This is a genomic window from Sphingopyxis sp. (genome assembly GCF_016463645.1).
Lineage (GTDB): Bacteria > Pseudomonadota > Alphaproteobacteria > Sphingomonadales > Sphingomonadaceae > Sphingopyxis.
In genome coordinates this window covers 1-12072 of sequence record NZ_JAEMQX010000110.1, presented here as the reverse complement: position 1 = coordinate 12072, position 12072 = coordinate 1, and the positions used below count along the sequence as shown (strand labels likewise).

The window sequence follows — 12072 nt, the reverse complement described above, 5'->3', positions numbered from 1 at the left end:
GGGGCAGGTCGATCCGGCCGACCTCCATCACGAGCTGCGGCAGCACCGGCATGATAATGCCGAATCCGACCGCGTCCATGAAGATGGTCGCGACGATGAACGGAATGGTTCGCGAAGGCGTCACTTGTTCTTTTTCCCTACTGTCATTAGCGCGACCGATCCCTGCCTCATGCGTTGCCGATAGATGAAACTCGAAATCTCCGCCTCCCTAAATTATCGCCTGTCCGAGCCCGTTGACCTGATGCTTCAGATCGAGGCGGCGAACGGGCACGGCCAGCGCGTCCTTGAGGCCTCGCTCGACCTCGGCGAGCCCGCATTCGTTTCGCGCGTTCCTGCCGCCGACGGCATTTGCGAACCGATCTGGCTCCGCGCCGAGGGCAGCTTGCGGGCCGCTTATCGCGCGCGGGTCGAAATCGACCGGCCCGACGCTGATTTCCGCACCCTCGTCGCCGTCCCGCTTCACCGCCTTCCCGCCGCTGCGGTCCCCTATCTCAACGAATCGCGCTACTGCCCGTCGAACAAGTTCCACGCCTTCGTCGACCGCCGCTTCGGCGAACTCGAAGGCGGCGCAAAGATCGGGCGGATGCGCGACTGGATCGAAAGCCGCTTCACCTATGTCGCGGGCACCAGCACGTCTGAAACGGGCGCGCTCGACAGTTTTGTCGAGCGTCGCGGCGTGTGCCGCGACTATGCGCATGTGATGATTGCGCTCGCCCGCTCGGCACACATTCCTGCGCGCATGGCCAGCGTCTATGCACTTGGCGTGAAGCCGCAGGATTTCCATGCGGTCGCCGAAGTCTATCTGGCGGGCGACTGGCACATGGTCGATGCGACGGGGATGACGAAGCCGTCCGAATGCGCCCGCATCTGCGCTGGCCGCGATGCTGCGGATATTGCCTTTCTTACGGCGTATCGCGATATCCGGCTGGTCAGTCAGGAAGTGAAGGTGGAGCCGGCGTAGACCGGCGTGGCAAGGCCATGTCGTCGATCCTCGCTCTGCGAGGTCGGCCGAACTTTCCCGGATCCCCGATCTAGCTCCGCTAAATCTCCGCGAAAACTGGAGCGGGCGAAGGGATTCGAACCCTCGACCCCAACCTTGGCAAGAAATTACTGCAAATACCCCAGAGCTTCTTTTTCTACGCCAAGGTACGAAAATCCAAGCATTTGTTGACTTCGGCCTACGATAATTTATCCTAGCCCTACCCTGCGAAGCGGTGATTTTCTATTACGTCCTCATTACTTTTCGAATCGGCCACCCTCGCGTAATATGATGGAGGAACTTGTGGCGCTTGCGAAGCTCAATAAGCGGACGGTCGATGCGCTGGCTGCACCAGCGACAGGCCAGGCATTTCTTTGGGATACCGAGATCAAAGGTTTCGGTGTCCGTGTCGGCGCAACCGGGACGAAAACCTTCGTCATCCAGTATATGAATGAGGAAGGCCGGGTTCGGCGAGTGAAGATCGGGCGCTTCGGCGTGATGACGGTCGAGCAAGCCCGCGAGCTCGCGAAGATTCAGTTGGGCAAGGTCGCCTCTGGCGAAGATCCCGCAGAGGAGTCGCGCCGGGTCCGGAAGGATCTCAATGTCGCCGAGATGTGCGAATGGTATCTCGTCGAAGCGCGAGCCGGCCGCATTCTTGGACGGAAGAACCGCCCGATCAAGGACACCTCGCTCAACATGGATGAGAGCCGCATCCTGACGCATATCATCCCGCTGATGGGCAAACGCCTCGTGCGGAAGCTGACGATCGCCGACGTCGAGGCAATGCAAAATGACATTGCAACCGGTCAGACCCGAAAGCCTCCTTCGGGCGGGCGCGGCGGCCGCCCGACGGGCGGTGCCGGCGTTGCCGGGAGGAGCCTCGGCACCCTCCAGGCCATCCTAGGCCATGCAAAGCACAAGGGACTGATTGCGGAACATCCTACGAAGGGCGCGAAGAAGCTCGCGACCAAGAAAAGGACCCGGCGTCTCAGCATCGCCGAGATCGAGCTGCTGGGTCGGGCGATCGGCCGGGCCGAACTGGGTTCCGAGAACCCCGTTGCGCTCGCAATTGTCAGGACGCTCCTTCTGACCGGCTATCGGCGCGAAGAGGCGCAGGCGCTGCAGCGGCAGTGGGTTAACCCCATGGGCGGCTACGTCGCGTTCCCCGACACGAAGAGCGATGCACAATTTCGGGCGATCGGACCCGAGGCGATCAAGATCGTCGTCGCTCAACCCGAAATAGCCGGCTGCCCCTACGTCTTTCCCGCGTCGAATGGCGAAGGCCCGTTTACCGCCGTCAGCGACTGCTTGGCCCGACTATGCCGCTCGGCCGGCATTGAGGGCGTAACGCCGCATACGCTGCGCCACACCTTCGGCAGCATGGCGGGCGAACTCGGCTTCTCCGAGCTCACGATCCGCGCGATGCTAGGCCACGCGTCGCAAAGTGTGACGCAGGACTATGTTCATATCGATGAAGCCGTGAAGCTGGCGGTCAGCCGCACTTCGGACGAGATCGCAAAACATCTTGAGACTGGCGTGCGGAAGGCGGCAAAGATGAAGTTCGCCGCCTGATCAAGGCGGCGAACCGTCGCGCGCCTCCATTTGCTCGAGAAGCTGCACTCCGATGATTTCCAAATCGGACTTGCCGATATCGGCAACTCTCCGGATCGAGAGGTCATGCTTTAGTATGGCAAGGTCCATCATCAGATCGGGCTCGCCATTCTCCTTCACGTAAGTGGGAACCAGAATGAACGAGCCACCCGCGGGATAGTTATCGAGAAAGAACCTCAGATTCGTGTCGGCGGCAGGTTCGAGCAGCTTGAGGCGGCTCGGCATGCTCACCAGCGTACCAGCGAAATCCCCTGGCTCAGTTCCCGCCATCAATAGCACCGCATAGTGGGACGGGGGCCGACCAGGTAGTTCGCGCAAGATCGCGATGTGGATAGCCCCTTTGGCATCTCGTGCGCCGAACCGTTCGCGCCAACGCTCGAAAATTTGGCGTCCCGCCTCGCGATCCTCAAAGTGCAATCCGACGATCGGGAGATCATGCTGCAGACCGAGCATCACGCCGATCCAGCGGGCCTGCTCCCATTGCGGAATGTCCAAGATCGAGCGCACTTCGACGCTGCGGTGATCGCCAGTCGCGTATCGCTCGCTGATTGTTTCTTCTTCGGGATCAGCCTCTGGCACCCTTACAATTACCGGCCGGTCGGCCTTCGGCGGAAACCGCTCGAGCGATAGCTCGTTCCAATCCGTCAGTCGCGACGCTGGACTGTTCATCGCCCGGATGCGGCTGTTCGAACTCGCGACTGCGGCGCTGACGCGCTCAAGGAGTGATTCTTCCCGAAAAAGCTTCTCCAGAGATATTTTTTGCCGGTCGGCGAGTGAGGTCGCGACGAGCATCAGCGTTGAGAGAAGCAGGAATTGGCTATGGGTTCCGCTCTCACCGAGATGATCGGCGGGTGTCGATCCGGCAGGCCAATGAAGTTTGGCGCGCATGTTATTGCCATCGAAATCAACGTTCGGTGCTGTGGCAACATCGCTTTCCACGAGATCGATATCAAAGCGCTCGACGAATGCTCCGATCCGCAGGCCGATAACCGTAGCAAACAGCGTGTCGATAACCGCCAGCAGGGTTTGGCCGGCGAGCAGCGCTGTGTCGCTGCCCGATAGATGCACCGCGACGCGCATGCCGATAACGCGGGTCTCGATGCTGTGCGGTCGCGGGCTGCCGGTAACCAGCGGCCGACCACCGAGGTCGCCCGCTGGCTGGTTGGCCGCGCGCGCGAACATGCCTTCAAGTCCCCCTTCCGGCTCCTCCTCGGGCTGACGTTCACCCAGGCGCTCCGCATAGCCCAAGGCGTAGAGAAGCGCGCCGCAGGACATAGGCAAACCAAGGCGTTCCAGAACCGTCGGGAGGCCCGCCATCGCCTCGAAGTCATCGGCCGAGCTGTTGAGAAACTGGCAAGTGAGGACGCCATCAAATTCCTTCAACCTCTCGTCGACGCGAACCTTCGAAGCGTCGTCGAGCGGCAGCAACTTTCGGCAACCATTCACCATCCGGATCGCGTCGAGCGCCTCGGGCAGCAGCCGCAACTCGATGTCTATCCAGATGAGGAGCATCAACGCGGGAACGAGGGTGACCGATGGATGGCTATCGTGCTCCGAATCTGCAATTATCGATGCGACAGCAAACAGCGCCGCGGCACGCGCAGCCCAGAGCGTACCGGTGCCCCGATAGGCGACCGCGAGCATGTAGCTCGCTTCGATGAGCTCTTCCGCATATTCGCGCTTGGTGAGTTGATGCGTGGCCCGTCCGAGCAGACGAATTATCTCAAGACGGTCCGCATTTGTGTCGAGCCGCCGCGCCCTTCGCAGCAAAATACGTCCACTCTCGCCTTCGCCGACCCGCTTGCCCATGAAGTCTGCGAGCTTGTCGACCAGTTCACCATAGGCCGGATCGTTCCCGGCAAGCGGCCCCACCTCCTCGATCAGCTGCGCGAGCCGCTCGGCATCATATTCAGCGAGCCCCGACGCCGCTTCGAGGATAGCTTCGGCTTCCTGCCAAAAGGGGGAGATTTCGTCGCGTCGATCGAACGCAAGGGAGGTGATCTCGAGCATTAGGGAGGTCGTGCGCGCTTCGAGCGCATTGTTGGGACGGTCCTTCTGACCCGCAAAAAATTCGAGGCGAGCGACCAACGCGGACCGGCGTTCCGAGAGGCGAACCTGTTCGGCTGAACGATAGCCCTGTGCGACCGCCGTAATCAGGCATTGCAGAAGGTTTGCAAGGCGTTCCGCGTGTCGCGCCGCGGGCGAGCCAAACGCGAGTTCAGCGAACGCGTCAAACTCGCGGTCCAGGAGGTCAAACTCGTCGAACCAGTAGAAGGCCGTCCAAAGCCGCTGATAGCGTGCTTCGATCTGCTGGCTGAGCAGACCATGTTGATCGGCGATGCGGATCGCCCGATCAAATCGCCCATGGGTCTCGAAAGGCGGCCGCTCCAACTCCTTCGAAAGCGTCGCAGCGAGCAGGGCGTCGGTCACGCGCTGCGCCTCGATGCCGGCATAAGCGGCAGGGTCCTGGATTGCCTTCTCCAGATCTTCGAGTTGCTGCGACCGCGCGTAGTCGGCTGGCCCGACACGCGCCTTCTCGTTTCGCTTACCGACTCCGAGATAGTCGACAGCGATATCCTGATTTCCGTGCGTCAGAACCCGGTCGATGATCCAGCTTCGGTCGAATATCTCGACGCGAAAGCCGAATTTCTCTGACAGCTCATCCTGAATCTTGGCGACATCTTTGGAGCGGCCATAACGCGAGGTGACGACGAACACCTTCGTATAGGGACGCCCAGTCGCCGCGATCCCCTCGATGTCCGATCGCGCCTTCTGCTGCCACTGCTTCTTCGCGCTGAAAGCAAACGCCCAGCGCTCGCTTCCAGAGTTGGCCTCGCCGACATAGTGAAGTGTCGTAATCTCGTCGGAGACCGCAAAGGTCTCACTGTCGGCCTTGCTGTCACCGCCGCCCTCCGGGCCCGTCGCAGGCTTCAGATTCTTGCAGACGATCCGCTCGCAAAGCTTCCGACAGAAAATCTCGAAATCATGGGTCTCGTTGCGCGCCGTGACATACTCGAGGCGCTGCTCCAGCTCATAGGCTTCGAGGATGAAGGCAGGCTCGGACCCGCTATCGGAAAACTCGTCGGGTCTCAGCTGGCGCATGAATTCCGAGGGAAGGATGGCGCGTGTTGCCGCAAGCTGATCGGCCGAATCGTCGGGCTGGTCCATAGAACAAGTCTAGAACATCGCGATTTCACACGCGAGCGGGAATTCCTTCCGGCCTGCTCCGCTACACTTTCGGGAGAAGCGCCAGAGCGACTCTCAAATCCGCATCGGTCTCACAAGCTTCGATCGGGCGACGACCGGCAAGCTTCGGGTGCGCACTGTTGAGAAAAAGGTGCGCGCGGTCGGGATCGCGGAAGGCCTTGTTGGAGGCGGTCGTGAGCCGCTTGCGAAATTCCTCCGCCGCTTCCGCCGCCAAAACCCGGCGCTTCCTCACGTCCTCGGCGCGCTCGATATGGCTGAAGGCTCGCCAATAGAGATCGTCGCTGCCACACGCCCACTCGGTGATCGGCACTCCATCGACCACCGTCGATGCGAGCCAGGTCTCGGCCTCGTCCTTGAGCGCGTTTTTCGCGGCAATGGCGAAGTTCCGCCGCCGGCTTTCCTTTGCGTCTTCGATCCGCTTGCGCTCGGCGGCTTCCTTCGCCTCGCGCTTCTGTCGGATACCGTCGCGCCACTCCTGAAAGGGCAATCCGCAAAGATCGTCGACGATGGGAAGGTCGCGATAGCTGCGCGACATGTCGAAGATCGCCCGGACCCGCTTGTCCAGCGCGTGAAAATCATCGCCGCCTTCCGCCGCCACCTTCCAAGGATTTCGGCCGTCGACATTATATCGCCGCATCCAGCGCCGGCTGAAACCATCGGGATCGGGATGGCCGGCATCCTTGGCGATGCAGGCAACGGTGCGCTCAAGGTCGTAGCGATTGTGAACGCGGGCATGAAGATCGGGGTCGACATAGAAGCGCTGCTCGTCACGCTCCCACACCACAGCCTGCCGATCGGTGAAGAGATTGAAGAGATATTCGGTCACGGCTTGGCTGGGCGACCCGAAACTCTCCCGCGAGTAGCCGGCCGCTGCCAGCGCGTTCGGTTTGTAATTGCTGAGGTCGGTGCGCAGCATCCATGTCGGCAGCACGCTCTCGAGATTGGCCTCGTTCGGCCACTCGCCATGGATATGGATGTCCGATCCCGCCGAGTATTTGATGCTCGGCGTGTAGATCAGGGCATGCACGAGCGCCGCCTGCCAAAGCTGCGGCCTTACCGTGAACCAATGGCCCATCCGGCTCTTGGCCCCGAGCAGATAGTCCAGTTCGGCATATTGCAGGTCGGCCATGATCTCCGCGACCCATTCGGTATCGACGGGAGGCTTCTGCGGTCGCTCCCGGATATGCCATCGGAGCGCCTCGCCCTTGCGCGTCGCTTCCGCCGTGACCCGCTCGGACAGGCGCTGCGCGGAACGCTCGCGATCCGGATGATGGATCCAGTGCCGCGGTGCGTCGTGCAAAATCTGCTGGTCGAGTTCGGCGCCATCAAGCTGGCGCCAACGCACTCCGTAAAGATCGATCTCGATCATCGGGCAGCCTGCGCGCGCGACCTTCTGCTGCTTCTCCTCATCGACCGCGTGCGACACCTTGAATTCCACCGCGCGGCGATCGGACCCGATCCACACCATGGCATCGGGCTGAAAATCGCCCTCCGATGTCTCTAGCCTCACCTCGTCGAGCGCGAATTGCCCGCCTTCGAAAACGACCTCCTCCAATCGCTCCTCGCGGAGGACAAGGCTTGGCAGGGTGACCCACCGGACAGCAGCCAGCAGCAGCTTGGCGTAGAGATGCAGGGCCGTCTCGCCTGAGCATCGGCTGTCGGACTGGTGCGCGAAATGCTTCCGCATCTTCTTCGGGAGCCGAAGGGTCAGTCGTTCCTTGCATCCAAGGCAGGTAAAGGGGCCGTCGCGGTGCGATACGATCTGTTCGACGTGCCGAACCACGCCATCGCCGCATGCAGCGAATGGCACCCGCAAGCCCGAGGGATCGGGCTTCGTTGTGCAAGGCCGCGGAGGTTGGGTCGGCCGCTCAGGAGCAAAATGCTCGTCCACAGGGCGATCATAATCGACCCTGTGTGCGCATACAAAATACTCTTTACCGCCTAACGCCGCGCCTTCGCAAAACCGCGATCGGTCGCGACGAACCGTTCCAGCATCGGCGGTATGAGCCGTTCGATCGACAACGGCTCCGACAGGCCATTTTCCTTCGCATGTGCCGCGGCATAGTCAGCGAGATCGCGCGCAAGCTTGCCCGTGAGTTCGACAGTAGCCTTGACCGGCTTCTCCTCGACGATCGGCCCAAGTCGCAGCCGACTCATCTCCAATCCGCCTGCGGCTCGAGAATAAGGTCGCGGGTGACGACTACGCGGAGCGCGAAACCCGGCCGGATGGTGAGCGTCGGACGCACCGCCAGTTCGCGCTCGACGATGCGGCGCCCGGCCTGGCTCGTGCTGTCCTGCATCCCGTAGCGGAGCGCCCGGGCGAGTTCGTCGTCGCCGCCGACGCTGAGCTCGCTCCCGACCCCGAGCAGGGTCGAGACGAGCGCGGCGCGGACCATCCGGCCCCAATGATTGTTCACCCGATCCTCCAGCCCCGACATGCCTGCGGCGTCGGCGCCGGGCTGCCGTTCGAGGCGGATCGATCGTCCGCCGGGCAAGATGAGGCGATCCCATGCGAGGAGCACCCGGCTCTGTCCCGCCGCGATCTCGCTGTCATATTCGCCGATCAACCGCGACCCTTGCGGGATGAGCAGGATACGCCCGGTCGGACTGTCATAGATATTCTGCGTCACCTGCGCGCTGATCTGGCCCGGAAGGTCCGAGCGTATGCCCGTGATGAGCGCTGCCGGAATGACAGTCCCGGCCTGGACGATCAGCGCGGAGCTCGGGGCGATCAGCCGCTCGCCACTTTCGAGGGGCCGTTTCGAACCCGATGCCAGAAACTGACGCCGCCCCTCATTGGCCGTGCGAGGCTCCGCCGCCTGTTCGGGCGCGGCCGCCTCGGCGGGCACAATATCTGTTGCTGCGGAACTTGCGGTTCCGCCCCCCAGAAAGAGCCGGCTCGTCTGGGCGCTCTCGCGCTCCTGCAGTGCCCGCTGCCGCGCCTGTTCGGCGGCCGCCACGCGCGGATCGGGAGGATTGCGCCCTTCCGCGCCGATCGGCGGGACGGGGATGGCTTCGCCGCTCCCCTGCGCCGCAACGATCGGCCGGCCAAGGTCGCCGGGGAGCGGCGGACCGAGCTTCGGCACGGCGCCATAATCGGCGGGTGCTCCGGGGACCGCGTCGGGCCGCGCATTGTTGCTCGCTTCATAGAGCTCCCGACGCTCGGCCGGGGCCGGCGTTCGCAGCGCCCACATGAGCGATGCCGCAATCGCAAGACCGCCGGCCCCGCCGATAACCGCCAGCGTTTTCCGTGACAGACGCATGACCCGCGGAGTCTCACCCGCCAAGCGGAACGCATCGGGGCTCGCAGGGGCGATCGGCGCAACCTCGGCCTCGGCGGGCACAGCTTCCGTGCCCGGCTGTTCGGGCGCCGTCACGACCGGCCTCGCGCGCGCGGCGTTTCGCGTTCGATCCGCACGGCCTTGGCGCCGCGCCCGCTCCCCAGCCGGAGTTCAGCGCGATCGAAAAGGCGGTCGACGATCATGTAACGGCCGTCGACCCGGTAGTTGAGCAGCTCCGCCGCGCCTTTCTCGCCGACCGCGAACAGCGGGGGCATGTCCGCGGTTGCGATCGCAGCACCGAACTCGACGAAGAGCTGGCGCCCATCGTCGAAAACGCGCACCGGCCGCCAGGGGACCTTCGCGCCGGAGATGCGATACGCAAAACTCAACGCCGCGAAATCGATCCCGCCTGCAACCGGAGCGAGCCGCGCCTGTTCGGTCTCGGCGGAGCGAAGCGCGATCAGCTCGTCCTGCGGATAGGACCAGGAGACCGCCGCCATATAGGTGGCGGGGGTCGCGCGCAGCTCGATGTGATAGGTCCGACGGCTGGTGTTGATGACCAGATTCGTCATGATGTCGGGGCGCGTGGGCTTCACCAAAATATGGACGCGGCGCGACGCGCCCGTCCCGCTCACCGTATCGCCGATCACCCAGCGCACGGTGTCGCCGGCCGCGACAGGCCCCGGACCGACAAGCTCCTCGCCTTCCTGCAATGCGATGTCGGTGACCTGTCCGGGGGCGGTGTAGACTTGGAACAGCGCGCCATCGGCCCAGGCATATTTCTGGATGGCGTTGAGGAAGGTCGCGCGCTCGGGCTGGACGCGCGCCGCGTCGTTCGCGCGGCCGACCTGCGTGCGCGGATCGGCGGGTGCCGCCTGCGCCGGCAGCGCGAGCGCGGCAGCGCCGAGAAGAAGGGTAAGGCGGATCATTGGCTGAGCTCCTTCGACCAAGAAATAGCGGTGACAAAAACGCCGAGCGGGTTCCGGCGCAGGGCGTCGGGAGTGCGGGGCGGCTGGATCGAGGTGGTCAGGATCGCCGACCAGCGCGACGTCTCGACCAGGCTGCCATCCTGATAGCGGCGCTCGGTCCAGGCGATGCGAAAGCTGTCGCGCGATGCGCGGATGACGCTCGATACATCGACGGCGACCTGCATCTTGCCGACTTCGGCAAAGGGATCGTTCGCGCGGGCGTGATCGCTCAGCGCCTGCGCGCCCTTGGGCGTGGTGAAGTCATAGGCGCTGAGCCAGTCCTTTCGGAGCACCACCGGATCGGCCGGGATCGAGCGGACATGCTCGATGAAGCGCGCGAGATGGAATGCGATCTGCGGGTCGGTCGGCGAAAAGTCGGCATCGGCGGGCGCCACCGATCTTGCCTCGCCGAGCTTGTCGACCTCGACGACCCAAGGGGTGATCGTGCCGCGGAGCGACTGCCACACGAGCGCCGAGGCGAGTCCGCCCGAAAGCGCGAGACAGCCGAAGAAGGCGAGGCGCCAGCTTTTCGCCTGGGTGCGGGCCGAGCCGATGCGGTCGTCCCAGACCTGCGCCGCGCGCTGGTAGGGCGTAACCGGGACCGGGGACTTGCCATAATGTTGGGACGGGCGTCGAAACATGGGTTCAATCCTTCTGGCTGATGTCGGGAGCGGAGCCGGCGCCATGGCTGTCGCCGGCCTTGAGGGTCTGCGAGGCGATGGTGGCGCCCGAGGTGACGGCCTGACGTCGCTTCATGGCGGCCGCCCAGGTCGGGGGCGACGCCGCGCCGTCGCTCGCGGTGGCAGCGCCGGCCACGGACTTGCCCGCCTGCCCCGCGGCATAGCTTTGACGCAGGCGGTCAGCCGCGGCGCGGAGCGGCGAACCCGCGCCGCGCGCCGTGTCACGCGCCACATTGGCGAGCCCCGCACCGAACGCCCGCATCCCGCTCTTCCCGGCCGCGCCCCGGGCATAGGATGCCGAAGCGCTGCCGGACGCGCGCGAGGCGCCGAGCGCGGTGCGACCGACGGCGCTGCTCGCCGCGCCCGCCGCCAGCGTCGCGCCGGCGGCCCCGGCGGCGATCGTGGCGCCGGCCGCGAGGGTCGTGCCTGCGGCGGCGCCTGCGCCGAGCTGCGGGCCGCCCGCCACGATGCCGTTGGCGACGCTCGGACCGAAGATGCCGAGACCGAGCAGGGTCAAGGCGCCGAGGGCGATCGCCATCACCTCGCGGATGTCGGGTTCGGTCCCGAGCCCCGCGTCCATGAAGCGCTGGAAGAGGGTCGTGCCGATGCCGGTGATGACCGCGAGCACGAGCAGCTTGATGCCCGAGGAGATGATATGGCCGAGGACGCGCTCGGCCATGAAGGCGGTACGTCCGAAGAAGGCGAAGGGCAGCAGGACGAAGCCCGCGAGCGTCACCAATTTAAACTCCAGGATCGTGACGAAGACCTGCACCGCGAGAATGAAGAAGGCGATCACGACGATCACCCAGGCGATCAGCAGGATCAGGATCTGGACGAAGTTGGTGAAGAGCCCCACCGGGCCGACAAGATCGGCGGTCGCGTCGAGCAAGGGCTCGGCGGCATCGAGGCCGGTGGACGCGATCATGCCGGGGCGCATGAAATCGCCGATCGCCATCGCGCTTCCTGCCGCTTTCAGGCCCAGCCCGGCGAAGCTCTCGAGCAATATCGTGGCCAGCGCCTGGAAATTGCCGATGATGAAGGCGAAGACGCCGATATAGAGCGTCTTCTTCACCAGCCGCTGCAGCACATCCTCGTCGGTGCCCCATGCCCAGAAGAGCGCCGCGATCGTTATGTCGATCACGATCAGCGTCGAGGACAGGAAGCCGACCTCGCCGCCGAGCAGACCGAACCCGCTGTCGATATAGGTCGAGAAGACCGACAGGAAATTATCGATGACGCCGGTGTCGTTCATGGCTTGCTCTTTTCGGTCCGGAAGAAATGGCGCCGCTTCGCTTCCCAGGCCGCCTCGCATTCGGGATCGGCTTCGGTGGCGGTTCGGCAGCGAC

At 64.0% G+C, this 12072-nt stretch carries 9 protein-coding genes and 1 pseudogene; 2 read left to right on the top strand and 8 right to left on the bottom strand.

Annotated elements, in window-relative coordinates; translation table 11 throughout:
* Positions 1-184 precede the first annotated feature (184 nt).
* Together JHC57_RS17575 and JHC57_RS17570 are read left to right on the top strand one after the other, a co-directional pair.
* Entirely contained in the window at positions 185-961 is a 777-nt protein-coding gene (locus JHC57_RS17575; protein WP_294031628.1) for a transglutaminase family protein, read from the top strand.
* 321 nt (positions 962-1282) lie between these two features.
* Positions 1283-2551, top strand: a complete 1269-nt coding sequence (locus JHC57_RS17570; protein ID WP_120218387.1) for a site-specific integrase — start codon at positions 1283-1285, stop codon at positions 2549-2551.
* Here JHC57_RS17570 and JHC57_RS17565 read toward each other — a convergent pair whose 3' ends face one another.
* From JHC57_RS17565 to JHC57_RS17530, 8 genes and pseudogenes are all read right to left on the bottom strand, one after another.
* A complete protein-coding gene (locus JHC57_RS17565) occupies positions 2552-5758 on the bottom strand; it encodes a hypothetical protein (RefSeq protein WP_052182311.1) in 3207 nt (1068 codons plus the stop codon).
* A gap of 61 nt (positions 5759-5819) precedes the next feature.
* Positions 5820-7580 (bottom strand): competence protein CoiA family protein, encoded by a 1761-nt coding sequence (locus tag JHC57_RS17560; protein ID WP_039579029.1) that lies wholly within the window; start codon positions 7578-7580, stop codon positions 5820-5822.
* Between the two features lie 158 nt (positions 7581-7738).
* Positions 7739-7954: a DUF2274 domain-containing protein gene (locus JHC57_RS17555; protein WP_037556048.1), complete on the bottom strand. Its 216-nt coding sequence runs from the start codon at positions 7952-7954 to the stop codon at positions 7739-7741.
* On the bottom strand, positions 7951-9174 hold the full coding sequence (locus tag JHC57_RS17550; protein WP_052182310.1) for a TrbI/VirB10 family protein: 1224 nt from the start codon (positions 9172-9174) through the stop codon (positions 7951-7953). Before JHC57_RS17550 ends, JHC57_RS17555 begins: the two co-directional genes overlap by 4 nt.
* Positions 9171-10007, bottom strand: coding sequence for a P-type conjugative transfer protein TrbG (gene trbG / locus JHC57_RS17545; RefSeq protein ID WP_081933119.1), 837 nt, complete (start codon positions 10005-10007; stop codon positions 9171-9173). The genes JHC57_RS17550 and trbG overlap by 4 nt, the downstream gene beginning before the upstream one ends.
* Complete coding sequence (trbF, locus tag JHC57_RS17540; RefSeq protein WP_037556047.1) at positions 10004-10687, bottom strand: conjugal transfer protein TrbF; 684 nt, start codon at positions 10685-10687, stop codon at positions 10004-10006. The genes trbG and trbF overlap by 4 nt, the downstream gene beginning before the upstream one ends.
* 4 nt (positions 10688-10691) lie before the next feature.
* Positions 10692-11978 (bottom strand): P-type conjugative transfer protein TrbL, encoded by a 1287-nt coding sequence (gene trbL / locus JHC57_RS17535; RefSeq protein ID WP_037556046.1) that lies wholly within the window; start codon positions 11976-11978, stop codon positions 10692-10694.
* Positions 11975-12072: pseudogene (locus tag JHC57_RS17530) on the bottom strand (hypothetical protein); the annotation flags it as partial. The gene trbL and the pseudogene JHC57_RS17530, both read right to left, overlap by 4 nt.